The following is a 26,799-nucleotide window of genomic DNA, read 5'->3' as shown; positions in this document are numbered from 1 at the left end:
TCATTATAAATTTATTATTTTTTAGCAGGTTTTGGTCGCTTAGTACCATATTTAGAACGTCCTTGCATACGTTTGTCAACACCAGCTGTATCAAGCGCACCACGAACGATGTGGTAACGTACCCCTGGTAAATCCTTTACTCGACCACCGCGAATTAATACTACGCTATGCTCTTGTAGGTTATGACCGATACCTGGGATGTAAGCTGTAACTTCAATACCATTTGTTAAACGTACACGAGCGTATTTACGTAACGCTGAGTTAGGTTTCTTCGGAGTCATTGTACCAACACGAGTACACACACCACGTTTTTGAGGTGCAGAGATATCAGTTGATTTTTTCTTTAAAGAATTAAAACCTTTGTTTAACGCAGGTGATTTAGACTTCCATACTTTATCAGTACGACCATTTCTCACTAATTGGTTAATAGTAGGCATTTGATTATCCTCCCTTCGCATGTTTGTATGACCACATATCCAGGTGGTTCATTATTAGTTGAAAACAAAGTTTTTGCAAGGAAGAGCAAATGCTCTCTCCTCACAAAAACAGTTTTAACTTATTATTCCTATTGCTGAAGCTCCCACTTGAATCCCCGAAACTTTTCCAAGCTTACGAACTGATTCAACTTTGGTTATGGGTATGTTATGTTGCAAGGCAGTACGAATGATAACATGGGTTAACCGCACATCAGCATCTTCCGCAATAACAACTTCTTTAACTATACCATTTTTGATTGCTTCCAATGTTCGTTTATGACCAACGACTACATTTTCAGCATTTGACACTTTTTGATAAGACATTTAAATATCCTCCAAAGCATCATTCAGGAGCAACCTTGATTATAGTAACATTTTGTCTCATACAATGTCAACTAGGATCAGCTGTTTTTATACAAAATTTACGACGGAAAATTTTACTGTTCCACATAAACTTCATCGTTTTCTACATTCATGTTATCTTGTGTTGTTTTTACAAGATCCACTTTGCGATAACGATTCATACCTGTTCCAGCAGGAACAAGCTTACCGATAATAACATTCTCTTTCAATCCTAGAAGCTCATCGCGTTTACCCTTAATTGCTGCATCTGTTAGAACACGAGTTGTTTCTTGGAATGACGCCGCAGATAAGAACGAATCTGTCTCAAGTGAAGCTTTTGTAATACCAAGTAGAACTGGTCTAGCCGTTGCTGGTTGTTTACCTTTCAGTAACACCTTCGCATTCGCATCAGTAAACTGATGGATATCTAGTAATGTTCCTGGTAATACATCTGTTTCACCCGCATCACTTACACGAACTTTACGTAGCATTTGACGTACCATTACTTCTACGTGTTTGTCACCAATTTCTACCCCTTGCATACGGTATACTTTTTGAACTTCACGTAATAAGTATTCTTGAACTGCTGTAATGTCCGTTACTTTTAGTAATTCCTTCGGATCAATAGAACCTTCTGTTAACTCTTTACCATGGCTAATTGGCTGTCCTAGAGTTACTTTCAGACGAGCACCGTAAGGAATAGCATACGTACGAGCTTCAACTTCACCCTGTACAACTACTTCTTGGCGATCTTTAACATCGTTGATCGCTGCGATAACACCGTCAATTTCACTGATAACTGCCTGACCCTTCGGATTACGAGCTTCGAAGATCTCTTGGATACGAGGTAAACCTTGTGTGATATCATCCCCGGCAACCCCACCTGTATGGAACGTACGCATCGTTAACTGTGTACCTGGCTCACCGATAGATTGAGCTGCGATAATACCTACCGCTTCTCCTACTTCTACGTCTGTACCAGTTGCTAAGTTACGACCGTAACACTTCTTACATACACCATGGCGAGTATTACACGTAAACGCTGAACGAATGTTTACAGTTTCAACACCCGACTTTTCAACGATATGAGCAATATCTTCAGTAATTAATTGATTTTCAACAACTAATACTTCACCTGTTTCAGGATGTTTTACAGTTTTTCTTGCAAAACGTCCAACAAGACGATCATATAGTGACTCAATAACTTCATTACCCTCTTTAATCGCACCAATTAGTAAACCGCGATCTGTTCCACAATCATCTTGACGAACAATTACATCTTGTGCAACGTCTACAAGACGACGTGTTAAGTAACCAGAATCGGCAGTTTTAAGTGCTGTATCGGCAAGACCTTTACGCGCACCATGCGTAGAGATGAAGTACTCAAGTACTGTTAAACCTTCACGGAAACTCGATTTGATCGGAAGCTCAATGATACGACCAGATGGATTGGCCATCAGACCACGCATACCAGCAAGCTGAGTAAAGTTCGATGCGTTACCACGGGCACCGGAATCACTCATCATGAAGATTGGGTTGCGTTTATTCAAGGATTTCATCAGCTTTCCTTGGATAACATCTTTTGCATTACTCCAAATAGAGATAACGCGATCGTAACGTTCTTCTTCCGTGATTAAACCGCGACGGAATTGTTTAATTACATTATCTACTTTTGCTTGTGCTTCATGGAGAATTTCATCTTTTTCACCTAATACAAGAATATCTGATACCCCAACTGTAATACCAGCTTTTGTAGAGTATTTAAATCCTAAGTTTTTCATACGGTCAAGCATGCGAGACGTTTCTGTAATTTGGAAACGTTTGAATACTTCCGCAATAATATTACCAAGGATTTTCTTGCTAAATGGTGCCACTTCTTCGCGACTAGCAATAATTTCTTTAATGTTCGCACCTTTTTCAACGAAATATTCCGCTGGTGTTTCTTTTTCAAGGTTTGAGTTTGTTGGTTCATTAATATAAGGGAACGACTCTGGTAAGATTTCGTTAAATATTAATTTACCAACTGTTGTTAATAGAAGCTTACTCTTTTGCTCTTCAGTAAACGTTACATTATTTACCGAACTCGCAGCAACTGCAACACGTGTGTGCAGATGTACATATCCATTTTGGTATGCAAGTATTGCTTCGTTTGCATCTTTGAAGACCATACCTTCACCGATTGCACCCTCGCGCTCAAGTGTTAAGTAATAGTTACCTAATACCATATCCTGAGATGGAGTAACAACTGGTTTTCCGTCTTTTGGATTCAAGATGTTTTGTGCCGCTAACATAAGGATACGAGCTTCTGCTTGTGCCTCTGATGATAACGGAACGTGAACCGCCATTTGGTCACCGTCAAAGTCCGCGTTGTATGCAGTACATACAAGTGGGTGAAGACGGATTGCACGACCTTCTACTAGTGTAGGTTCAAACGCCTGGATACCAAGACGGTGAAGTGTTGGTGCGCGGTTTAGAAGTACTGGATGCTCTTTGATCACAGATTCTAAAACGTCCCAAACTTCAGGGTGTACACGCTCGATTTTACGTTTAGCACTCTTAATGTTGTGTGCTAATCCTTTTCCAACTAACTCTTTCATAACGAAAGGTTTAAACAATTCAAGTGCCATTTCTTTCGGCAATCCACATTGGTACATCTTTAAGTTCGGTCCTACAACGATTACAGAACGGCCAGAGTAGTCAACACGTTTACCTAATAAGTTTTGACGGAAACGTCCTTGTTTACCTTTAAGCATGTGAGATAGTGATTTTAATGGACGGTTACCTGGTCCAGTAACTGGACGGCCACGGCGACCATTATCGATTAATGCGTCTACAGCTTCTTGTAACATACGTTTTTCGTTTTGAACGATAATGCTTGGTGCACCTAAGTCCAATAGACGTTTTAAACGGTTGTTACGGTTAATTACACGACGATATAAGTCGTTTAAGTCAGAAGTAGCAAAACGTCCACCATCTAACTGTACCATTGGGCGTAGTTCTGGTGGGATAACTGGAAGAACCTCTAAGATCATCCAAGATGGGTGATTTCCAGAGTTACGGAATGCTTCTAATACTTCTAGACGTTTAATAGCACGAGTACGGCGTTGTCCTTGTGCTGTTTTTAATTCTTCTTTTAAGAAGTCTACTTCTTTATCTAAATCGATGTCTTGCAGTAATTTTTTAATCGCTTCTGCACCCATAGCAGCATGGAATGTACTGCCATATCGATCACGATATGCACGGTATTCTTTTTCAGAAAGTAATTGCTTCTTATCAAGTGGTGTATCTCCACTTTCTGTTACAACATAAGAAGCGAAATAAATTACTTCTTCAAGCGCGCGAGGGGACATGTCTAAGACAAGTCCCATGCGGCTCGGGATACCTTTGAAATACCAAATATGAGATACAGGAGCAGCTAATTCGATATGACCCATACGTTCACGACGAACTTTTGCACGCGTTACTTCAACGCCACATCGATCACAAACTACACCTTTATAACGTACACGTTTATATTTCCCGCAATGACATTCCCAGTCCTTTTGTGGTCCGAAAATACGCTCACAGAACAAGCCATCTTTTTCAGGCTTTAACGTACGATAGTTAATTGTTTCTGGTTTCTTAACTTCACCGTATGACCAAGAACGAATCTTGTCAGGTGAAGCAAGTCCAATCTTCATATATTCAAAGTTATTTACATCTATCAAGGGGCCTACCTCCCTTTTAGTCTACAGGTTATCCCAATTATTCCTTAGTTGTCTCAACTTCAACATTCAATTTATCTGCTGATTGATGATCATCGTCATCTTCCGTATCACGCATTTCAATTTCTGTATCGTTGATAGACATCATTTTAACGTCCATACCTAAACTTTGCAGTTCTTTAATCAATACTTTGAATGATTCAGGAACGCCTGGTTCTGGAACATTTTCACCTTTAACAATTGCTTCATACGTCTTAACACGTCCAATAACATCATCAGACTTCACTGTTAAGATTTCTTGAAGAGTATAAGCAGCACCATAAGCTTCAAGTGCCCAAACCTCCATCTCACCGAAACGCTGTCCACCGAACTGAGCTTTACCTCCAAGAGGTTGCTGCGTTACAAGTGAGTATGGTCCAGTAGAACGAGCATGAAGTTTATCGTCAACCATGTGCGCAAGTTTGATCATATACATGACACCAACAGATACACGGTTATCGAATGGCTCACCAGTACGTCCGTCATACAGGATTGTTTTCGCGTCATTTGCCATACCAGCTTCTTCAATTGTGCCCCATACATCTTCCTCACGAGCACCATCGAATACCGGTGTTGCAATGTGAATACCAAGGTATCTTGCTGCCATACCAAGATGAAGCTCTAATACCTGACCGATATTCATACGAGATGGTACCCCTAATGGGTTTAACATGATATCGATTGGCGTACCATCTGGTAAGTAAGGCATATCTTCTTCCGGTAAAATACGGGAGATAACACCTTTGTTACCATGACGACCGGCCATTTTGTCACCTTCAGAAATTTTACGCTTTTGAACGATATATGCACGTACAAGTTGATTCACGCCTGGTGGCAATTCATCGCCATCTTCACGGTTAAACACTTTTACGTCTAAGATAATACCGCCACCACCGTGTGGTACACGTAGTGATGTATCACGTACTTCACGTGCTTTTTCACCGAAGATTGCATGTAATAGACGTTCTTCTGCCGTTAATTCTGTTACACCTTTTGGCGTTACTTTACCAACAAGTAGATCTCCATCTTTTACTTCAGCACCGACGCGAATAATACCGCGCTCGTCGAGATTACGAAGTGCATCTTCTCCAACATTCGGGATATCACGTGTAATTTCTTCTGGTCCAAGCTTCGTATCACGAGCTTCTGATTCATATTCTTCAATATGGATAGAAGTGTACACATCATCTTTTACAAGGCGCTCACTCATGATGATCGCATCCTCATAGTTATAACCGTCCCATGTCATAAAGCCAACAAGCACGTTACGTCCAAGCGCCAGTTCACCTAGTTCCATAGAAGGACCATCCGCAAGGATTTCACCTTTTACAACTTGGTCTCCAACACTTACGATTGGACGTTGGTTGTAGCAAGTTCCTTGGTTAGAACGAATGAATTTTTGCATTTTGTAGCGATCTAAGTCGCCTTTTACTGTTTGACCGTCAACGTCTACATAGCGACGTACCCAAACTTCACGTGCTTCTACGCGCTCAACAACACCAGGCTGTTTACAGATTACTGCAGCACCTGAGTCTTTTGCTGATACGTACTCCATACCTGTACCTACAATCGGAGATTCCGGATTTATTAACGGAACCGCCTGACGTTGCATGTTCGCTCCCATAAGTGCGCGGTTAGAGTCATCGTTTTCTAAGAACGGAATACAAGCTGTCGCTGCCGACACTACTTGTTTTGGAGATACATCCATGTAGTCGATGCGTTCTTTATTTGTGACAATGTTTTCACCACGGAAACGAGCTACGATATCTTCATCAAGGAATTCCCCTACTTCAGATAATTTCATATTCGCTTGGGCTACAACATAGTTATCTTCTTCATCTGCTGTTAAATAATCAACCTGCCCTGTTACAAGACCAGTTTCTGGGTCAACACGACGGTATGGCGTTTCAATGAAACCAAACTCATTTACTTTCGCAAACGAAGATAATGAGTTAATCAAACCGATGTTTGGTCCCTCTGGCGTTTCAATTGGACACATACGACCATAGTGAGAGTAGTGAACGTCACGTACTTCAAAGCCTGCGCGCTCACGCGTTAAACCACCGGGTCCTAATGCAGATAGTCTTCGTTTGTGAGTTAACTCTGCTAATGGGTTTGTTTGATCCATGAACTGAGATAACTGAGAACTTCCGAAGAACTCTTTAATAGATGCAATAACCGGGCGAATGTTAATTAACGCTTGTGGTGTAATTGCATTTGTATCTTGAATCGACATTCTCTCACGAACAACACGTTCCATACGAGAAAGACCGATACGGAATTGGTTTTGTAGTAACTCTCCTACAGAACGCAGACGACGATTTCCTAAGTGGTCAATATCATCTGTATCCCCTACTTTATATAGCAAGTTAAAGAAGTAGCTAATAGAAGCAAGAATATCACCTGGTGTGATGTGTTTTATATCACGAGTAATATTTGCATTCCCAATTACGTTTATAGATCGTTCGCCTTCTGATTCTGGAGCATAAATCTTAATAGATTGCAGCTCAACATCGCCTGCTACCACTCCGCCCATTGGTTTCGCTGTTTTGAATCCAATGTTTTTCTCTAAGTAAGGTAGAATGCGATCCAGTGTACGACGATCTAAGACTGTTCCTTCTGCCGCTAAAATTTCACCAGTTTCTGGATCCACCAGTGTTTCAGCTAAACGTTGGTTAAACAATCTGTTTTTAATGTGTAGCTTTTTGTTGATCTTATAGCGACCTACATTTGCTAAATCGTAGCGCTTTGGATCAAAGAAACGAGACACAAGTAAGCTCTTTGCATTTTCTACTGTTGGTGGTTCACCAGGGCGTAGACGCTCATAAATTTCAAGCAATGCTTTCTCTGTGCTATCTGTGTTGTCTTTTTCTAACGTATTGCTTAAGTATTCGTTATCACCTAAAAGCTCGGTGATTTCTTGATCAGAGCCAAACCCTAATGCGCGTAACAAAACAGTTACAGGAAGTTTACGCGTACGGTCAATACGCACATATACAACATCCTTAGCATCTGTTTCATACTCTAACCAAGCTCCGCGGTTTGGAATTACAGTAGCAGTAAAACCACGTTTTCCGTTTTTATCCACTTTGCCACTATAGTATACGCTTGGAGAGCGAACTAACTGGGAAACGATAACACGTTCTGCACCGTTAATTACGAATGTTCCAGTCTCTGTCATGAGTGGGAAATCTCCCATGAACACATCTTGTTCTTTTACTTCACCAGTTTCCTTGTTGATTAGACGCACTTTTACACGAAGTGGTGCTGCATACGTCACATCACGCTCTTTGCATTCTTCTACAGAGTATTTAGGTTCACCCAAGCTGTAGTCGATAAATTCAAGCGATAGATTTCCCGTAAAGTCTTCGATCGGAGAAATGTCTTGGAACATTTCTCGCAAACCCTCATCAAGAAACCACTGATAAGAAGAGGTTTGAATTTCGATAAGATTTGGTAACTCTAATACTTCACTAATACGGGCATAACTTCTTCGTTGGCGGTGGCGTCCGTATTGAACTAGTTGACCTGTCAACTGCTTCACCCCTCAAATCATGAGTATTATAAATGCACAAAAAAATTTGTGCAAAATCACAAATAAATACAACTACTGCTATTAGCGTAGTTTTTTTCTCTTAAAGATAGATACGTTGAGTCTTTCTACCTGCTCAAAAAAGAAAAATGGCTTCTATAAGAAAACCATCATTCTGTTTCATAATCTGCTGATTTTACTATCTTTTCCAAGAGAAGCAAAAATATACATCTTTCTCAACGCAGAAAATCATATATTGGCATTGTATAATGTTAACATAGCCAAAAATAACCGTCAACGCTTTTTTGATTTTATGATATAATATCCTTTTTTCTTTTCTACAACTTCAACTTCAGAAAATACTTCTTCTAGTTTTTTCATCGCAGATGGCGCACCTTGTTTCTTTTGAATAACAATCCACAATTCTCCACCTGAAACTAAATACTCCACAGCCTTTTCTAAAATCTCATGCACGATATCTTTACCAGCACGAATTGGAGGATTAGATAGAATAACAGCATACTTGCCATCTACATTTTCATAGACACTACTTTGCAAAATACGTATATTTTCAATTCTGTTATTAGCGGCATTTTCTTTTGCAAGTCCCAAGGCCCTTTCATTCACATCCACCATGTGAATTTCACGATTTTGAAACTCTTTCGCTAACGACAAACCGATTGGACCGTACCCACATCCTACGTCTAACACATTACCTTTAACATCTGGCATTTGAAACGCTTCAATTAAAAGACGAGAACCAAAGTCCACTTCGTTTTTCGAGAACACCCCATGGTCAGATAAAAAAGTAAATCGAGATTCACGAAGTGTAACTTCCCATCGTTTACGATCACTTTTACTAGAAGGGTCGTTAGAAAAATAATGGTCTGCCATATGGCCACCTCTTTTCTTTACAGTTAAAAAAAAAGCTCGCATAAGAGCGAGCTTTTTTTAAAGCACCAAAAGTTAATTACTTAACTTCTACAGCAGCGCCAACTTCTTCAAGTTTAGCTTTCATTTCTTCAGCTTCCTCTTTAGTAACGCCTTCTTTGATTGCTTTTGGAGTGTTGTCAACTAATTCTTTAGCTTCTTTTAAGCCAAGACCAGTGATTTCACGTACAGCTTTGATAACTTTGATTTTTTGAGCGCCAGCACTTGCAAGTACTACGTCAAATTCAGTTTGCTCAGCAGCAGCTTCACCAGCGCCACCAGCTACAGCTACAGGAGCAGCAGCAGTTACGCCGAATTCTTCCTCGATAGCTTTTACTAAGTCGTTAAGTTCTAATACAGTCATAGATTTAACTGCTTCAATGATTTGTTCTTTAGTCATTGTAAATATCCTCCCTTAAATAGGTTTGTATTGTTTTATAGATAACAAGTAATTATCTTTTAAAAAATTAAGCGCCTTGCTCTTCCTTTTGATCTGCAACTGCTTTAGTAGCAAGTGCAAGGTTACGGATTGGAGCTTGAAGAACGCTAAGAAGCATAGAAAGTAAGCCTTCACGTGATGGAAGAGTAGCGATAGCTTTAACCTCATCAAGTGTTACAAGTTTACCTTCGATTACGCCCGCTTTAATTTCTAAAGCTTCATGATTTTTAGCGAAGTCGTTTAATACTTTCGCAGGAGCAACTACATCCTCGTTACTGAACGCGATTGCGTTTGGTCCTGTTAAGAATTCGTTTAACTCAGCCATTTCAGCAGACTCTGCAGCACGACGAGTTAAAGAGTTTTTGTAAACTTTGAACTCAACGCCAGCTTCACGTAAGTTTTTACGTAATTCTGTTGCTTCAGAAACTGTTAAACCACGGTAGTCAACAACAATTGTAGATTTACTCGCGCGAAGTTTTTCAGCGATTTCAGTTACAACTTGTTGTTTAGTTTCGATTACTTTGCTCATGTTATTACACCTCCTGTAGATTATATAGAAGATGTACCGAAAGTGCACTAAAAACCTCCATGCCCAACTTGTAGACATGGAGGCATATAGTCACAGAAAAAAGATTCCGCTTCGTATATTAACACCTAGGTAGGAAATTAAGTCGAATCGACTCCTACTGTCTACGGTACACTATTAAAATTCACAACATAAATGATTATATTAAAACTTCTTTATGAAGTCAACTTCCAATTTTTACGCAAGTGTAGAAACGTCTACGCGTACGCCAGGTCCCATTGTAGAAGCAACAGTTGCGTTCTTCATGTAAGTACCTTTTGCAGCAGCTGGCTTAGCTTTTTGTAGCGTGTCAGCAATTGTTTTGAAGTTTTCTACTAATTTAGCATCTTCGAAAGATACTTTACCGATTGGAACGTGGATGTTACCAGCTTTATCAACGCGGTATTCAACTTTACCAGCTTTGATTTCGTTAACAGCTTTAGTTACATCGAAAGTAACTGTTCCAGTTTTAGGGTTTGGCATTAAACCTTTAGGTCCTAATACACGACCAAGTTTACCAACTTCACCCATCATGTCAGGAGTTGCTACTACTACATCGAAATCAAACCAACCTTTTTGGATTTTACCGATGTAATCAGCATCGCCTACGAATTCAGCGCCAGCAGCTTCAGCTTCTTTTGCTTTTTCGCCTTTAGCGAATACTAATACACGTTGTACTTTACCAGTACCGTGTGGAAGAACAACTGCACCACGAATTTGTTGGTCAGCTTTCTTAGGGTCAACACCTAAACGGAATGCAGCTTCTACAGTTGCATCAAATTTAGCTGTGTTTGTTTTCTTTACTAATTCTACTGCTTCTGTTGCAGAGTAAGCAGATGCACGATCAACAAGCTTCGCAGCTTCAACGTACTTTTTACCTCTTTTAGCCATGTTTGTTTCCTCCTTGAATGTGGTTTTAGCGGAATAACCTCCCACGTTTACGCCTTCATTCCGGGAACCCCCGAGGATGTGCGCCCATCCATTTATTTAAAAATGATGATCATTTACGATAATAAAGGTTGCGAATTGGAATTCCAGACCCGCAACCTTTTTTACAAAAAACAAATCGAATTAGTCTTCGATAACGATGCCCATACTGCGCGCAGTACCTTCAACCATACGCATTGCAGCTTCTACGCTAGCAGCGTTTAGGTCAGGCATTTTAGTTTCAGCGATTTCGCGTACTTTATCACGCTTAACAGTTGCCACTTTATTACGGTTTGGTTCACCAGAACCAGACTCAATACCAGCTACTTTCTTAAGAAGAACAGCAGCAGGAGGAGTTTTAGTAATGAAAGTGAATGAACGGTCCTCAAATACCGTAATTTCAACAGGGATGATAAGACCAGCTTGATCAGCTGTACGAGCGTTAAACTCTTTACAGAAGCCCATGATGTTAACACCTGCTTGTCCTAATGCTGGACCAACCGGCGGAGCTGGATTAGCTTTACCTGCAGGAATCTGAAGTTTTACCATTTTAATTACCTTTTTAGCCACGAGACACACCTCCTTAAGTCCGTGATGTGGTCAATTGGGCAGTGATTTGCCCTCCCACTTCATATTTTATCATAATGATAAAATCTTTTTCAAAAAACGTCTCCGTTACCGAAGACGTACTGACTTAAAAGATATTATCACTTTTTACAATTCATTTCAAGTTTCATTTTATAATTTTTCAATTTGATGGAAATCAAGTTCAACCGGAGTCTCGCGACCGAACATGTCTACAAGCACGCTAACTTTTTTCTTTTCCACATCAATTTCTTCAATCGCACCTGTATAATCCGCGAATGGCCCCTCATTTACACGCACTGTTTCATGAAGTTCAAATTCGAAATCAACCACTTCATTGTCCATTCCCATATGCTTCATGATGGTAACAACTTCCTCTTCTAATAGAGGCGATGGTTTAGATCCTGAACCAGAAGAACCGACAAAGCCTGTTACACCTGGCGTATTACGAACAACATACCAAGAATCATCAGTCATGATTAGTTCTACTAATACGTAACCTGGGAACACTTTTCTTTTCGTTATTTTTTCTTTACCATTTTTCATTTCTACTTCTACTTCTTCCGGGACAACAACACGGAAAATTTTATCTTGCATACCCATTGATTCTACACGTTTCTCTAGGTTTGCTTTTACTTTATTTTCATATCCAGAATAAGTATGGACAACATACCAACTTTTTTCCATTCATTTAGGACGAGCGTCCTTCCCTCCCTGACGTACATTTTTTTGCGCAAATGAAAAAACCCGTTCACCGGGCTTTTACACAGTTCTTATAAATAACATTATATCATGGATAAGTGCTTCTTATTCAAGAATTAACCAAGAATTAACCGAATTAAAGAAGAAATGCCCATATCAACCACTGCGAAGAAAATCGCAAAGAACACAACTGTCGCGATAACAGTCGTTGTTGATCGGAGTAATTCATCTTTTTTAGGCCAACTTACTTTTTTCATTTCGCGACCTACATCGCCGAAAAAGTTCGTTAAACGCATCTACGGGACCTCCAGTTTATTATTTCAATTATTTATTTTGTTTCTTTGTGAACTGTATGCTTATTGCATGTTTTACAAAACTTCTTTATCTCAAGTCGCTCTACTGAGCTCGTATCTTTCATCGTAGAGTAGTTTCGATTTTTACACTCTTCACATGAGAGTACAACTTTTTTCCTCATTAGTTACACCAACCTTGTAACATTGTCCCTAAAAATGTATCATACAACAAAAGACAATGTCAATGTCATGACTTTCACTCTCTTAACAAAAAGAAAACAGGTGAATTATTTTACACCTGCGGCACTTGCTATGAATTTAAAGTTGCGCTCTCTCTCATCTCCATATATCTTTCTAATTTCCTTTTTACACGCTGCAATGCGTTATCAATAGATTTCACGTGCCTGTTTAACTGTTCTGAAATTTCTTGATAGGAACGACCATCTAAGTATAAAGAGAGCACTTTTCTTTCTAAATCGCTTAATAATTCAGATATTTTAGATTCTATGTCTGTATATTCTTCCTGACTTATAATCATCTCTTCTGGATCAGTTACTTTCGATTCCGAAATAACATCTAATAATGTTCGATCAGATTCCTCATCGTAAATTGGCTTATCTAAAGACACATACGAATTTAACGGAATATGTTTTTGCCTTGTTGCTGTTTTAATAGCGGTAATAATTTGTCGAGTGATACACAGTTCAGCAAATGCTTTGAACGAAGACAGCTTGTCCCCTTTATAATCACGAATAGCTTTAAACAATCCAATCATGCCTTCTTGAACAATATCTTCTCGATCGGCACCCACTAAGAAATAAGATCTTGATTTCGCGCGAACAAAGTTCTTATATTTGTGAATTAAATATTCTAGAGCGTCAGTATTACCTTTTCGAACTAACTCAACGATTGCCTCATCCTCTAAATCACGAAATGTAACGTCGCCTACACTTACGAAGCCTGCTTCCACCCTGATCCCTCCGACCGCTATATATTTAGCAATATTATACAGTAAAAAGATAAAGAGCGTCAATGCTTCAACGCTCTCCTCTTCTTAATTTTTCTAATTTTTCTGTAATATCTTCACTAAATATCTTTCGCATGGCGGGTTGCTTTTCTTTCGTGTCTTTTGTACGCCTTCTTACTTGTTGTTCCATCGCTTGCACTTCTAACTCTAATTCACGCGCAGATTTTCGAAGTGCACCTTGCGCAAATATAATCCATTGCTCCGTATAATCCGAAGTTGCAACGTATATTTGTGTATTTATATTTCTAAGCTCAATCGCAAGTTGTTCTATCTTTTCATCTGCAGTTTGATTTTTTCTCGTGAATATTACTTCCACCCGTGATTGTTTCATCTTTTTTTCAATACCATAGACTGTATAGGCATCAAAGACAATCATTACCTTTGTGCCTGTATACCCTTGATAATCCGCCATCTTATCAATAAGTGCGTCTCTTGATGACTGTAAATCTACATCCCGCAGTTTCTTCAAGTCTCCCCAAGCCCCGATAATGTTGTAACCGTCAACGATTAAAATATCGTTCATTTTTTATTTACCAATTTCGTGACGTTTACGATATACCTCATACATTAACAAACTTGCGGCTACTGAAGCATTTAAGGATGTAACTTTACCGACCATCGGTAAAGTAATTAGGAAATCACACTTTTCACCAATAATACGACTCATACCTTTTCCTTCACTACCAATTACTAGTCCGATTGGCATATTACCATCTAAATTACGGTAGTCTGTTTTCCCTTTGGCATCTGTACCAGCAATCCAAAGTCCACGTTCTTTTAATTCATCAATTGTACGCGATAAATTTGTTACACGTGCAACAGGAATATATTCAATTGCCCCAGTCGACGCTTTCGCAACTGACGCTGTAAGCCCCACAGCTCTTCTTTTTGGAATAATAACCCCATGAGCCCCTGTTGCATCCGCAGTACGCATAATAGAGCCTAAGTTATGCGGGTCTTCAATTTCATCTAAAATTAAGAAGAACGGATCTTCATTGCGTTTTTCTGCTAATTTAAACAAATCCTCTAACTCAGCATATTGATATGCAGCTACTTGAGCAATTACACCTTGATGATTACCCTCAACCAATTGATCTAATTTCTTCTTTGGTGCGTGTTGCAAAATAACCTTATTCTCTTTTGCTAATGCTAGTACAATTTGCACTTGTCCTTTGGCAGCACCTTCCGCTACCAAAATTTTATTAATATCTCTCCCCGCTCTTAAAGCTTCAATTACAGGGTTACGTCCGATAATATATTCACTACTCATGATGATGTGCTCCCTTCCTTTTCTTCCAAAACGTCAATCGCCTTATATACAATCTCGTCCAATCTTTCACGATTATTCAACAAGTGATGATAACCGATTAGCGCTTCAAAGGCTGTACTATGTCGATATGTTTGTACATCTGTATTTTTTGGAACAGTACCCGAATTCGCATTACGCCCTCTTCTTAATACCGCCTCTTCCTCTTCTGTCAAAAATGCCGTTTCTAATAAATGATAAACAACTTTCGCCTGTGCTTTTGCCGAAACAAAGCCCGTCCCTAAGCGATGTAATTGATTAGGGCGAACTGTCCCCTTTTGAAGGAGGTGATAGCGGATATATTGCTCATATACCGCATCACCCATATATGCTAAAGCTAAGCTGTTTAATTGCTTTGCATCAATCATTCTTATCCTCTTTTCCATCTTGTACCTTGAGCGGTATCTTCTAAAATAATATTACGTCCTTTTAAATCATCGCGAATTTGATCAGATAGTGCGAAGTCACGATTTTGACGAGCTTCAATACGCTTTTGGATTAGTGCTTCAATTTCTTCATCAAGCAACTCTTCTTGCGCTAATTCTAATCCTAAAATACTAAATAATGTTTCAAGTTGTTTTACATACGCTTCAATTACAACTTTAGAAGTATGTTCTTCTAACAAATATTGATTTGCGTGATTTGCTACGTTATATAATTCAGTAATCGCATTAGCCGTATTGAAATCATCATCCATCGCTTCTTCGAATGCAACCTGGAACTTTTCCATTTCAGCTAACCATTTTTCATTATGGTCCGTTAAATCCGTACTACTTTCCATACGATGCTTTAAGTTACCGTAAGCTGTTTTAATTCTTTCTAGTCCATTATTAGTACTTTGCAATAAATCCTCGCTAAAGTTAATTGGGTGACGGTAATGTACCGATAGCATAAAGAACCTGATTAACTGTGGATCATATTGTTTAATGATATCGTGAACTAAAATGAAGTTTCCAAGCGACTTAGACATCTTCTCGTTATTAATATTAATATATCCGTTATGCATCCAATAACGTGCAAATGTTTTTCCTGTCAACGCCTCAGACTGCGCAATTTCATTTTCATGATGAGGAAATGCTAAATCTTGACCACCAGCATGAATATCAATTGTATCCCCTAAATATTTACGCGCCATTGCTGAGCATTCAATATGCCACCCTGGGCGTCCTTTCCCCCAAGGGCTTTCCCAGAAGATTTCTCCTTCTTTCGCAGCTTTCCATAAAGCAAAATCAAGAGGGTCTTGTTTCTTTTCTCCTACTTCAATACGTGCACCGTGACGCAAGTCTGCAATCGGTTGATGTGATAATTTACCGTAACCTTCGAATTCTTTCGTTTTAAAGTACACATCACCTTCTGATTCATATGCATACCCTTTATTCACAAGTTCTTGAATAAATTCAATAATGATATCCATATTTTCCGTTACACGTGGATGAACCGTTGCATGTTTGCAACCTAGTGCCGTTACATCTTCAAAGTAAGCTTCAACAAAACGATCTGCAATTGTTGGCACATCTTCACCTAATTCGTTTGCCGCCTTAATTAATTTATCATCCACGTCAGTAAAGTTAGATACATACTGCACATCATATCCTTTATATTCTAAGTAACGGCGTACTGTATCAAACACCATAGGTGGTCTTGCATTCCCAATGTGAATGTAGTTATACACTGTAGGTCCGCACACATACATCTTTACCTTATTTTCTTCTAATGGCATAAACTCTTCTTTTTGACGCGTTAACGTATTATAAATGTGAATAGTCATTTTTATCCTTCCTTCCTACCTTTACTTCAAGTTGCTTTCTCAATTTATCAAGTTCTACTTCCATAACCTTTAATTTATCAAAAATCGGATCCGGAAGATCAGAATGATTTAATTCTTGACCAATTTTTACTCCATTTTGAATAACGACTCGGCCAGGTATACCTACAACTGTAGAATGCGCAGGAACTTCCTTTAACACGACAGATCCTGCTCCAATTTTAGAATTCTCTCCAATAGTAATAGAACCTAGTACTTTAGCACCTGTTGCAATTAATACATTATCCTGAATTGTAGGGTGCCTCTTTCCTTTTTCTTTACCTGTACCACCTAATGTGACACCTTGATAAATTGTTACGTTTTCGCCAATTTCACACGTTTCGCCAATCACAACCCCCATTCCATGATCAATGAAAAAACGACGACCAATAGTTGCTCCTGGATGAATCTCAATGCCAGTAAAAAAACGACTAACTTGCGAAATCCAACGTGCCATAAAGAAAAAATTCCTTTTATAAAAAGCATGTGCAATTCGATGGGCCCAAACTGCATGTAATCCAGAGTAAGTTAAAATGACTTCGAAATAACTTCTTGCCGCTGGATCCTGTTCAAAAACGACTTCAATATCTTCCCGAAGCCTCTTAAACATCGATGTTCCCTCCCCTTTATGGGCTGCTTTTTTCGAGTGAACTAACTCCCCACTTCCCCCTAAATCTTTATACAAGGGGATAAAACTTATACTCACACCATTTACATGGTATAAAAAAAAGACGCCTCTGTCATATAGACAGAGACGCCTTTTAAGCGCGGTTCCACTCTGTTTAGGCTAAAGAAGCCTCAAACTCATCCATGATAACGGTTTACACCGCTTCTGTTTACTTTGCGCCCTAAGACGTTCCGCGAAATACTTCGCTGTTCAACAGAAGACTCGAAGGGGCATTTCAAAAATCCGCTTATAAACCACTTCCAGCCTAAGGGTGGTTCTCTCTGTAAAAAGCCTGATTTTCTACTTCTCCTTCTCGTCGCTTTTCCTTATTAGATTTTAGGTATACTTATTATATTGATAAACCTAGAAAATGTTAACCAATTACTTTTTGAATACGATTTAAAACTTTTTCTTTTCCAAGAAGAGCAATAGCGTTAGGAAGCTCTGGACCATGTGTTTGTCCAGTAGTAGCAACACGGATTGGCATAAATAGGTTTTTACCTTTATGTCCTGTTTCTTTTTGAACTGCTTTAATAGCCGCCTTAACTGCCGCTGGCTCCATTGCTTCTAAAGCTTCTAATTGATCGGCAAATGCACGAAGTACTTCAGGTACTTGTTCACCTTTCAATACTTCTTGTCCCTCTTCTTCATGATCAACATGATCTTTAAAAAACATTTCAGAAAGCTCTACAATTTCAGCTCCAAAGCTCATTTGGTCATGATATAAAGCAATTACATCACGAACCCACGCTTGTTCTTGTTCGCTTAAGTTTTCACCTACGCGACCCGCTTTCACTAAATGCGGTAAGCTTAGTTCAACAACCGTATCTAAATCTTGTTTTTTCATATATTGGTTGTTCATCCATTTTAGTTTTTGGGAATCAAATAATGCAGGTGATTTTGATAAACGAGCTGCATCAAACATTTTGATGAACTCATCTTGAGAGAAGACTTCTTCTTCACCTACTGGTGACCAACCTAGTAATGCAATAAAGTTAAAGATTGCTTCTGGAAGATATCCAAGCTCTTTATATTGCTCAATAAATTGAATAATAGATTCGTCACGCTTACTTAGCTTTTTACGGCTTTCGTTTACAATTAAAGTCATATGACCGAACTTCGGGATATCCCAACCGAAAGCTTCGTAAATCATCATTTGTTTTGGCGTGTTTGAAATATGATCATCACCACGAAGTACGTGTGTAATCTCCATTAAGTGATCATCTACCGCTACCGCAAAGTTATAAGTTGGAATTCCATCTTTTTTCACGATAACGAAATCACCAAAATCATTTGAATGGAATGCAACTTCATCTTTTACGAGATCTTTAAACGTGTAGTCGCTATCAGCCGGCACACGGAAGCGAATACTTGGAATACGGCCTTCAGCCTCAAATCCTTTAATTTGCTCCTCAGTTAAATCACGGTGGTTTCCTGCATAACGCGGTGTTTCACCACGAGCGATTTGACCTTCACGTTCTGCTTCTAGCTCTTCTTCTGTCATATAACATTTGTAAGCTAAATCACGCTCTAATAAATCTTTATATAATTTTTTATAAATATCTAAACGCTCTGTTTGACGATATGGTCCAAATTCACCACCAACATCAACACCTTCATCCCAGTCCATACCGAGCCATTTCAAGTATTTTAATTGGCTTTCTTCTCCACCAGCAACATTACGTTTCACATCAGTATCTTCAATACGAATAATAAACTTACCATCTTGATGACGAGCAAATAAATAATTAAATAATGCCGTACGCGCATTTCCGATATGTAAGTGTCCTGTTGGACTTGGCGCATAGCGCACTCTCACTTGCTTTTCCATAGTTGGTACACCTTCCAATCTTAATGTCAACACATTCTATAATTGTACACCAAAAAAACGTGATTATCCATCTTACGAATTAAAAACCACTATTTTTTCTGTAATAAAACAACCGCTTGAGAAGCAATCCCTTCTTCTCTACCTGTAAATCCTAATTTTTCTGTTGTTGTTGCCTTTACATTAATATTATCAATAGACGTTTCTAATAGTTCACTAATGCGTTTACGCATGCTTTCAATATGCGGTGCCATTTTTGGCTTTTGGGCAATAATTGTACAATCTAGGTTTCCTAGCTCATAACCTTGTTCACGCACAAATTCCCAAACCTTTTGTAACAATACAGCTGAATCCGCATCTTTGAAGGCAGGATCTGTATCGGGAAAATGTTTTCCAATATCTCCTGCTGCAATTGCTCCTAGACATGCGTCAGCAATCGTATGTAACAATACATCTGCATCCGAGTGACCGATTAATCCTTTTTCATGAGGAATTGTAATTCCACCGATAATTAACGGTCTACCTTCCGCAAATTCATGTACATCAAAACCTTGTCCAATTCGAAACATTCTTTACATCCTCCTCAATCTAAACTACTTTATGAATTCTATATTATATTGCTATCTCTATAAAGAAAAGCCCGGCAACTGCCGAGCTTTTCTTTACTATAATACCATCACTTCTATTTCTTCTGAACATGAAGGAAACTTTCAGCAATTAGTAAGTCCTCTGGAGTCGTCACTTTAATATTATAGTAACTCCCCTCTACTACGCCTACTTTCTTCCCTACACGTTCTACGAGACTTGCGTCATCTGTACCAAGAAAACAACTTTGCTTTGCACTTCTATGAGCTTCTAATAAAAGAGGAACAGAAAATCCTTGCGGTGTTTGAACCGCTTTAAGCTGAGAACGTTCTACCGTTTCAACAACAACACCCTGTTCTACTTTCTTAATGGTATCCTTCACTGGCACCGCACAAATGGAAGCACCATATTTCTCTGCTGCAGTTAATACATCTTGCATCATCTTATTCGTTACGAACGGGCGCGCACCATCGTGTACGAGAACATATTCAACACCACTCACATACTGAAGCGCATTATACACACTATCTTGTCTTTCGGCCCCGCCTTGAATAAATTGCACCTGCTTTTCAACCGGGTACTTCTGCATTAACTCCTCAAAATAAGGGCGTTCCTCTTCGTTAATTGCCATGATAATACGTTTACATGCTTTATCTTTTTCAAAAGCACGTAATGTATGCACAATGATAGGTACTCCATTTATAAGTAAGAACAACTTGTTTTTGCCAGCACCCATCCGTTTCCCTTGACCCGCTGCTGGAATAATTAACGTATACATATTAATAATCCTCTACTTATAATGCTTTTTCTAATAATTTACGTTTTGCGAAAATCATACGACCAGCCGATGTTTGCAACACACTTGTAACTAGTACATTAAGTTGCGAACCGACATATTCTCTACCGTCTTCTACTACAATCATCGTGCCATCATCTAAATATGCCACACCTTGATTTTGTTCTTTACCATCTTTCACAACATAAACACTTAATTCTTCGCCAGGGAGTACGACTGGTTTAATTGCATTTGCTAAATCGTTAATGTTTAATACTGTTACTCCTTGTAATTCAGAAACTTTGTTTAAGTTGAAATCATTTGTTACAACAGTTCCACCAGTGATTTTAGCTAACTTTACAAGCTTGCTATCCACCTCTTGGATATCCTCAAAATCGCCTTCATAAATTTCCACCGGAATTGGTAGCTCTTTTTGAATACGATTTAAAATGTCTAATCCTCTGCGACCACGATTACGCTTTAAAGCATCAGAAGAATCGGCAATATGCTGAAGCTCTTCTAATACGAATTGTGGAATCACAATTGTTCCTTCTAAAAACTTCGTTTGGCAAATATCCGCAATACGTCCATCAATAATTACGCTTGTATCGAGAATTTTCCAATGAGTTGTAGATTTTTCTACCTCTACCTCTTCGTTCTCGCTATTGTTTTTCTTCTTACCTCCACGCTGGGGTAATGTAAATAATCCTAGCAATTCATTTCTCTTTTTAAATCCTACTTGGAATCCTAAATAACCAAGTAAAAGAGTAAAGAACACTTGTAATACTGTACTAATGACTGGAATCGTGAATTCACGAATTGGTATCAAAATTAAATATGCAACAATAAGACCAGAGATCAACCCTAATGTACCAAATAAAACATCCGCTACCGGTGCCTTTACAAGGGCTTCTTCGATATGTTTAATAAGTTGAACAATATAATCCACAAGCCAAAATGTTGTTAAAAATAAAATAATTGCACCAATAATTGCACGAACGTACGATCCCTCAAGCAAAGGAACAGCACCAACGTCCAATACATTAATAACTTTTGGGATTAGAAAAATCCCTAACGCTCCCCCGATCACTAAAAAGAAGAGCTGTACGATCCTTTTTAACATCCAACCACCTCCTACTCATTATTAACCATTGTTTTGCTAATCAAAACGCCGAATGCAAAAGCGGACGTGTTTTTTTGTAAATAGTTTTATTTACCAATATACCATATCATATAACAAAAATGTTCTAGTGTCGTTATATTATGGAATCAATGTAATATTCTTAATTGTGTCTACTCATATAGAGATGCTCTTGAATTCTTTTTAGACCCTCTCGTATTTTCTTCGCCCTAACTTCCCCAATTCCTTCCACATCATCCAATTCATTAATAGTTGCACGACAAACACCTTGCAATGTTTTAAATCGATTAATTAAATTTTCAATGATAAGTGGTGGAACACGAGAAATTTTGCTTGCGATTCGGTATCCCCTCGGTGTCACGCTTTCTTCTAAGCTCATTTGCCCTGGATAGCCGAGCAATTTAACTAAATCGCTATCCTCTAAAAGCTGTGTATTTGCAAGATCTTGTAACTTTTTCAAAATTTGATGGTGATCCTGCGTTTTTTCTTGATAATAATCCTTAATTAATAACGCTGCCTCTGCTTCTAAGTCGGCTAGTAATTCTGTAAGTTGTAAACGAATTAACCTTCCTTCCGTTCCTAACTCATGAATGTAGCTCACTATTTCATTTTTAATACGCAGTACCATTTCAACACTATGTAAAACGTGAACTACCTCGGACATTGTAACGACCTCTTCAAATTCTAGAATGCCCAAATTCGTAATCCCATCATTCCATACAGCTTTATATTTTTCTAACGTTTGAATAGCTTGGTTTGCCTTTGTTAAAATTACACCTATATCTTTTAGTGTATAACGTAAGTTCCCTTGATATAGTGTAATTACGTTACGTCTTTGTGAAATAGCCACAACAAGGCTAGCCGTCTGCTTTGCTACACGCTCTGCCGTTCGGTGACGCATACCTGTTTCAATAGAATCAATGGATGGATCTGGAACTAATTGTGCATTTGCAATTAAAATTTTGCTCCCAGTTTCATTTAAAATAAGTGCCCCATCCATTTTTGCTAATTCATATAAACTAGCCGGTGAGAATGCACAATTAATGTGAAATCCTCCATCAACAATACTTTTAATCTGCTCATTATACCCAAGAACAATTAGCCCTCCAGTTTGCGCACGAAGTACGTTATCTATCCCTTCGCGTAGTGGTGTTCCTGGGGCAACAAGCTGTAGAATATTAATCATACTTTTGACACGTTGCTTGTTTTCCTCCATAGCCTAGCCTCCTAATGTCAAACGAAGCGCTTCTCCTAAATTAGAAACACCTACTACCTCAATCCCATCTGGAATTGTCCATCCTCCCAAATTTTTTCTAGGAATAATAGCACGTTGAAATCCTAATTTCGCTGCTTCTTGTACACGTTGTTCAATTCTTGATACTCTTCTTATTTCTCCAGTTAGGCCTACTTCTCCTATTACCGCATCGGCTGGTGCAGTAGCTTTATCTCTGAAACTTGAAGCAATACTTAAGGCGACAGCTAAATCGATTGCTGGTTCATCTAATTTCAAGCCACCCGCAACTTTTAAATATGCGTCTTGATTTTGCAACAATAAACCTGTTCTTTTTTCTAGCACTGCCATAATAAGTGAAACGCGGTTATGATCAATTCCCGTCGCCATTCTTCGAGGATTTCCAAAACTAGTAGGGGAGATTAATGCTTGTATTTCTACTAAAACCGGTCTTGTTCCTTCCATTGAAGCAACCACTGTGGATCCTGCAACTCCAACCGGACGTTCCTCAAGGAAAATTTCAGAAGGATTTAGTACTTCTGCAAGACCTAGTTCCTTCATTTCAAAGATACCCATTTCATTTGTGGAACCAAAACGGTTCTTCACAGCTCGCAAAATACGATATGTATGGTGACGATCTCCTTCAAAGTAAAGAACTGCATCAACCATATGTTCTAGCATACGTGGTCCTGCAATTGCCCCTTCTTTTGTCACATGTCCGACGATAAAAATAGGAATCCCTTTCGTCTTTGCAAGTTTCATTAATTCCGCTGTACATTCACGTACTTGCGTTACACTCCCTGGGGCTGACGTCACTTCAGGTAAATGTATCGTCTGAATGGAGTCAATAACAACAAAAGCTGGATTCATCTCTTCAATGTGCGCTGCAATTCTCTGTAAATCAGTCTCTGCTACAACAAATAGATTACTACCCTTTACATGCAAACGATCTGCACGAAGTTTGATTTGCTTTGCTGACTCCTCACCTGATATGTATAGTACATCATATGAAGAATCTGCTAATTGCGATGAAATTTGTAATAACAATGTTGATTTCCCAATCCCAGGGTCTCCACCAATAAGTACTAAAGATCCATCTACAATCCCGCCACCAAGTACACGGTTAAACTCTTGAAATTTCGTTTCAATACGCGCCTCAGACTTTGTTTCTACCTCTGTTAAGCGTCTTGGTTTTGTTACTTCTGATTGAATTGCATTGGCATAATTAAGGCGTCTTGATGATACAACTGGTTCCATCTCTTCAACAAGCGTATTCCATTGACCACATCCAGGACATTTCCCCATATATTTTGGCGACTGATAACCACATTCTTGACATGTAAATTTTGTTTTCTTTTTAGCCATATCTTTTATAGTTCACTTCACTTTCATCTACAAACGTTTATCCTTCTCGTACAAGAAAGAGGGCTATCGCGTAGCCCTCTTTGTTTGTCTATACTTATTTTACCTTTTCCGCACTATGAATGACAAATGATTCTCCTTCTATATCAAAGATAACTTTTTGTCCTTTCTCAATAGCACCTTTTAACAGTTCTTCTGATAGTCTATCTTCTACATGTTTTTGAATTGCTCTACGAAGCGGACGAGCACCGTACTCTCGATCAAATCCTTTATCAGCAATTGCTGAAATTGCTCCTTCTGTTAAGTGCAATTCAATCTCTTGTTCTTTTAAGCGTTTCACTAACTGATTCACCATAAGAGTTACAATTTCTTGAATATGTTTTTTCTCAAGCATATGGAACACGATAATTTCATCAATACGGTTTAAGAATTCTGGACGAAATGCTTTTTTCAATTCATCCATTACTTTACCTTTCATATCTGAATAATCGCGGCTCTCATCTTGTACGTTAAATCCAAGATGTTTATTACGTTTTAATGCGTCTGCACCAACATTAGACGTCATAATAACAATTGTATTACGGAAATCAACTGTACGTCCTTTAGAATCTGTTAAACGGCCATCTTCTAATACTTGTAGTAAAATATTAAACACATCAGGATGAGCTTTCTCTACTTCATCTAATAAGACAACTGAATATGGCTTACGACGAACTTTCTCTGTTAATTGTCCACCTTCTTCATATCCAACATATCCTGGAGGAGATCCAACTAAACGAGAAGTAGAATGCTTTTCCATGTACTCAGACATATCGATGCGGATCATTGCATCCTCATCACCGAACATAGATTCTGCTAATGCCCTTGCTAGTTCTGTTTTACCTACACCAGTAGGTCCTAGGAAAATAAATGAGCCAATTGGACGTTTCGGATCTTTTAATCCCGCTCTCGCACGACGAACAGCTTTTGCCACAGCTACAACTGCTTCATCCTGCCCAATTAAACGATCATGTAAAATTGATTCCAAGTTTAATAACTTATCTGTCTCTGTTTGTGCAAGTTTAGAAACTGGAATACGTGTCCATGTGGAAACGACATTTGCAATATCTTCTACTGTTACTTCTGAGTTTTCTTGTCCTTGTTTCTCTTTCCACTGACGCTTTGTATCTTCTAACTTTTCACGTAAACGTTGTTCCATATCACGTAAGGAAGCAGCTTTTTCAAATTCTTGGCTTTGTACAGCTGCATCTTTTTCTTTTCTAATTTCCTCAAGCTTCACTTCAAGCTCTTTTAAGTTTGGCGGTGTTGTATAAGAACGTAAGCGCACTTTTGATGCAGCCTCATCAATTAAATCGATTGCTTTATCAGGTAAAAAACGGTCTGTAATGTAACGATCTGAAAGTTTTACAGCCGCATCGATTGCATCATCTGTAATAGATACGCGGTGATGCGCCTCATAACGATCACGTAAACCTTTTAAAATTTGAACTGATTCTTCTAAGTTTGGTTCATCAACATGAATTGGTTGGAAACGTCTTTCTAATGCCGCATCCTTTTCAATATATTTACGATATTCGTCTAAAGTTGTTGCACCAATACATTGTAATTCACCACGTGCTAAAGATGGTTTTAAAATATTCGATGCATCAATTGCACCTTCCGCCCCTCCTGCACCAATTAACGTATGAAGCTCATCAATAAATAGAATGATGTTACCAGCTTGGCGAATCTCATCCATCACTTTCTTTAAACGATCCTCAAATTCACCACGATATTTTGTTCCAGCAACAACTGTACCCATATCTAATGTCATAACACGCTTATCTCTTAAAGTTTCAGGAACTTCATTATTTACAATTTGCTGTGCTAATCCTTCCGCAATTGCTGTCTTACCTACACCAGGTTCTCCAATTAATACTGGATTGTTTTTTGTTCTACGGCTTAACACTTCAATTACACGTTGAATTTCTTTACTACGTCCAATAACAGGATCTAAACGATTTTCACGTGCAACAACTGTTAAATCACGTGCTAGACTGTCAAGTGTAGGTGTATTCGCATTTGTTGATGAACCACCCTGGTGACCTGAACTAGCTTCATTACTTCCAAGGAGTTGTAACACTTGTTGTCTTGCTTTATTTAGGCTTACACCTAAATTATTTAAAACGCGTGCTGCTACACCTTCACCTTCACGGATTAAACCAAGTAAAATATGTTCTGTTCCAACGTAGGAATGGCCTAGCTTACGAGCTTCGTCCATAGACAACTCAATAACTTTTTTAGCACGAGGTGTGTAATGTACTGTTTGAGAAGCTTCCGTTCCACGTCCAATTAATGCTTCTACCTCTTTTTGAACTTTCTCTGGACTTAATCCAAGAGCAATTAACGCTTTTGCTGCAATTCCTTCACCTTCGCGTACAAGCCCAAGTAAAATATGTTCTGTTCCAATATTATTATGCCCAATGCGAATTGCTTCCTCTTGAGATAAAGCTAATACTTTCTGTGCTCGTTCTGTAAATCTTCCAAACATCATAGAAAT

The 26,799-nt window shown here is 38.7% G+C and carries 25 protein-coding genes and 2 other annotated features; all 25 genes read right to left on the bottom strand.

The features are described 5' to 3' along the window. Positions 1–14: 14 nt before the first annotated feature. Entirely contained in the window at positions 15–437 is a 423-nt protein-coding gene (gene rpsL, locus NSQ08_RS26760; protein WP_001142341.1) for a 30S ribosomal protein S12, read from the bottom strand. A gap of 114 nt (positions 438–551) precedes the next feature. Beyond that, complete coding sequence (locus tag NSQ08_RS26755) at positions 552–800, bottom strand: 50S ribosomal protein L7ae-like protein (RefSeq protein WP_000121833.1); 249 nt, start codon at positions 798–800, stop codon at positions 552–554. Positions 801–913: 113 nt separating this feature from the next. Beyond that, positions 914–4,525: a DNA-directed RNA polymerase subunit beta' gene (rpoC, locus tag NSQ08_RS26750; RefSeq protein ID WP_002009783.1), complete on the bottom strand. Its 3,612-nt coding sequence runs from the start codon at positions 4,523–4,525 to the stop codon at positions 914–916. A 37-nt stretch (positions 4,526–4,562) separates the two neighbouring features. After that, positions 4,563–8,096, bottom strand: coding sequence for a DNA-directed RNA polymerase subunit beta (rpoB, locus tag NSQ08_RS26745; protein WP_002113316.1), 3,534 nt, complete (start codon positions 8,094–8,096; stop codon positions 4,563–4,565). Between the two features lie 291 nt (positions 8,097–8,387). After that, complete coding sequence (locus tag NSQ08_RS26740; protein WP_002124684.1) at positions 8,388–8,987, bottom strand: class I SAM-dependent methyltransferase; 600 nt, start codon at positions 8,985–8,987, stop codon at positions 8,388–8,390. 76 nt (positions 8,988–9,063) lie between these two features. Further along, positions 9,064–9,423: a 50S ribosomal protein L7/L12 gene (gene rplL, locus NSQ08_RS26735; RefSeq protein ID WP_002009788.1), complete on the bottom strand. Its 360-nt coding sequence runs from the start codon at positions 9,421–9,423 to the stop codon at positions 9,064–9,066. 67 nt (positions 9,424–9,490) lie between these two features. Next, entirely contained in the window at positions 9,491–9,991 is a 501-nt protein-coding gene (rplJ, locus tag NSQ08_RS26730) for a 50S ribosomal protein L10 (RefSeq protein WP_002009790.1), read from the bottom strand. 39 nt (positions 9,992–10,030) lie between these two features. After that, positions 10,031–10,176: a sequence feature (ribosomal protein L10 leader region), on the bottom strand. A gap of 49 nt (positions 10,177–10,225) precedes the next feature. Further along, a complete protein-coding gene (rplA, locus tag NSQ08_RS26725) occupies positions 10,226–10,918 on the bottom strand; it encodes a 50S ribosomal protein L1 (RefSeq protein WP_002009792.1) in 693 nt (230 codons plus the stop codon). Between the two features lie 180 nt (positions 10,919–11,098). After that, the gene (gene rplK, locus NSQ08_RS26720; RefSeq protein WP_001085872.1) at positions 11,099–11,524 is read right to left on the bottom strand and encodes a 50S ribosomal protein L11; all 426 of its coding nucleotides are present in this window, start codon (positions 11,522–11,524) and stop codon (positions 11,099–11,101) included. Between the two features lie 168 nt (positions 11,525–11,692). Then, the gene (gene nusG, locus NSQ08_RS26715; RefSeq protein ID WP_002009795.1) at positions 11,693–12,226 is read right to left on the bottom strand and encodes a transcription termination/antitermination protein NusG; all 534 of its coding nucleotides are present in this window, start codon (positions 12,224–12,226) and stop codon (positions 11,693–11,695) included. A 131-nt stretch (positions 12,227–12,357) separates the two neighbouring features. Further along, positions 12,358–12,537 (bottom strand): preprotein translocase subunit SecE, encoded by a 180-nt coding sequence (secE, locus tag NSQ08_RS26710; RefSeq protein ID WP_002009797.1) that lies wholly within the window; start codon positions 12,535–12,537, stop codon positions 12,358–12,360. Positions 12,538–12,569: 32 nt separating this feature from the next. Continuing rightward, complete coding sequence (gene rpmG, locus NSQ08_RS26705) at positions 12,570–12,716, bottom strand: 50S ribosomal protein L33 (RefSeq protein ID WP_012260172.1); 147 nt, start codon at positions 12,714–12,716, stop codon at positions 12,570–12,572. Positions 12,717–12,844: 128 nt separating this feature from the next. Then, the gene (locus NSQ08_RS26700; protein ID WP_193658094.1) at positions 12,845–13,504 is read right to left on the bottom strand and encodes an RNA polymerase factor sigma-70; all 660 of its coding nucleotides are present in this window, start codon (positions 13,502–13,504) and stop codon (positions 12,845–12,847) included. A 67-nt stretch (positions 13,505–13,571) separates the two neighbouring features. Then, the gene (locus NSQ08_RS26695; protein ID WP_340779941.1) at positions 13,572–14,084 is read right to left on the bottom strand and encodes an NYN domain-containing protein; all 513 of its coding nucleotides are present in this window, start codon (positions 14,082–14,084) and stop codon (positions 13,572–13,574) included. A gap of 3 nt (positions 14,085–14,087) precedes the next feature. Further along, a complete protein-coding gene (rlmB, locus tag NSQ08_RS26690) occupies positions 14,088–14,831 on the bottom strand; it encodes a 23S rRNA (guanosine(2251)-2'-O)-methyltransferase RlmB (RefSeq protein ID WP_002091503.1) in 744 nt (247 codons plus the stop codon). Beyond that, complete coding sequence (locus tag NSQ08_RS26685) at positions 14,828–15,235, bottom strand: Mini-ribonuclease 3 (protein WP_002009804.1); 408 nt, start codon at positions 15,233–15,235, stop codon at positions 14,828–14,830. Before NSQ08_RS26685 ends, rlmB begins: the two co-directional genes overlap by 4 nt. 2 nt (positions 15,236–15,237) lie before the next feature. Continuing rightward, a complete protein-coding gene (cysS, locus tag NSQ08_RS26680; RefSeq protein WP_002091500.1) occupies positions 15,238–16,635 on the bottom strand; it encodes a cysteine--tRNA ligase in 1,398 nt (465 codons plus the stop codon). Next, the gene (gene cysE, locus NSQ08_RS26675) at positions 16,616–17,281 is read right to left on the bottom strand and encodes a serine O-acetyltransferase (RefSeq protein WP_002091498.1); all 666 of its coding nucleotides are present in this window, start codon (positions 17,279–17,281) and stop codon (positions 16,616–16,618) included. Before cysE ends, cysS begins: the two co-directional genes overlap by 20 nt. Positions 17,282–17,418: 137 nt before the next feature. Then, positions 17,419–17,664, bottom strand: a binding site (T-box leader). A 47-nt stretch (positions 17,665–17,711) separates the two neighbouring features. Continuing rightward, the gene (gltX, locus tag NSQ08_RS26670) at positions 17,712–19,169 is read right to left on the bottom strand and encodes a glutamate--tRNA ligase (protein WP_002091496.1); all 1,458 of its coding nucleotides are present in this window, start codon (positions 19,167–19,169) and stop codon (positions 17,712–17,714) included. 89 nt (positions 19,170–19,258) lie between these two features. Further along, entirely contained in the window at positions 19,259–19,735 is a 477-nt protein-coding gene (ispF, locus tag NSQ08_RS26665; RefSeq protein WP_000488386.1) for a 2-C-methyl-D-erythritol 2,4-cyclodiphosphate synthase, read from the bottom strand. A 113-nt stretch (positions 19,736–19,848) separates the two neighbouring features. After that, positions 19,849–20,529: a 2-C-methyl-D-erythritol 4-phosphate cytidylyltransferase gene (gene ispD / locus NSQ08_RS26660; RefSeq protein WP_002009811.1), complete on the bottom strand. Its 681-nt coding sequence runs from the start codon at positions 20,527–20,529 to the stop codon at positions 19,849–19,851. Positions 20,530–20,545: 16 nt separating this feature from the next. After that, positions 20,546–21,649: a PIN/TRAM domain-containing protein gene (locus tag NSQ08_RS26655; protein ID WP_002063406.1), complete on the bottom strand. Its 1,104-nt coding sequence runs from the start codon at positions 21,647–21,649 to the stop codon at positions 20,546–20,548. 160 nt (positions 21,650–21,809) lie between these two features. Beyond that, complete coding sequence (gene disA / locus NSQ08_RS26650) at positions 21,810–22,883, bottom strand: DNA integrity scanning diadenylate cyclase DisA (protein ID WP_000392162.1); 1,074 nt, start codon at positions 22,881–22,883, stop codon at positions 21,810–21,812. A 3-nt stretch (positions 22,884–22,886) separates the two neighbouring features. After that, entirely contained in the window at positions 22,887–24,263 is a 1,377-nt protein-coding gene (radA, locus tag NSQ08_RS26645; RefSeq protein ID WP_002009817.1) for a DNA repair protein RadA, read from the bottom strand. Between the two features lie 94 nt (positions 24,264–24,357). Then, positions 24,358–26,793: an ATP-dependent protease ATP-binding subunit ClpC gene (gene clpC, locus NSQ08_RS26640; RefSeq protein WP_002009819.1), complete on the bottom strand. Its 2,436-nt coding sequence runs from the start codon at positions 26,791–26,793 to the stop codon at positions 24,358–24,360. Between the last annotated feature and the right edge of the window lie 6 nt (positions 26,794–26,799).

The sequence above is a fragment of the Bacillus sp. FSL E2-8887 genome, from assembly GCF_038007205.1.
Taxonomy (GTDB): domain Bacteria; phylum Bacillota; class Bacilli; order Bacillales; family Bacillaceae_G; genus Bacillus_A; species Bacillus_A mycoides.
This window is presented reverse-complemented; position numbering and strand designations above follow the sequence as displayed.